Here is a 468-nt window from a genome sequence, read left to right on the forward strand (position 1 = left end):
GGGCCGCGCTGCCGCACCGGGCCGTGTTCCTCGCGCAGCGGACCGACGACGGCCTGGCACGGGCGGCCGACGCGCTGACCGCCTGGGCCTCCGGAGGCCGGGGCGAGGGCATGGTCGACGGGGTCGCGGTCCGCGGGAAGCGGGCGTGCCTCTTCACCGGCCAGGGCGCGCCGCGGGCGGCCATGGGGGCGGCACTCGCCGCCGAGTTCCCGGTTTTCGCGGACGCGCTGGCCACCGTCACCGCCGCGCTGGACCCGCACCTGGGCGTGCCGCTGGCCGTCGCGCTCCACGACGAGGACCTCGGCCACCGGACCGGGTACGCGCAGCCGGCGCTGTTCGCCGTCGAGGTGGCGTTGCACGCGCTGCTCACGCACTGGGGGGTGCGGGCGGACGTCCTGGTCGGGCACTCGATCGGTGAGATCGCTGCCGCGCACGTGGCCGGGGTGCTGTCGCTCGCGGACGCGGCCA

General features: G+C 78.0%; 1 protein-coding gene. It reads left to right on the forward strand.

Annotation, left to right across the window (positions count from 1 at the left end; translation table 11 throughout):
• On the forward strand, positions 1-468 hold a 468-nt coding region (locus PUR61_RS16510; protein WP_329879608.1), incomplete at both ends, for an acyltransferase domain-containing protein.

Origin of the sequence: Streptomyces sp. BE20 (genome assembly GCF_036322525.1) — a bacterium.
GTDB lineage: Bacteria > Actinomycetota > Actinomycetes > Streptomycetales > Streptomycetaceae > Kitasatospora.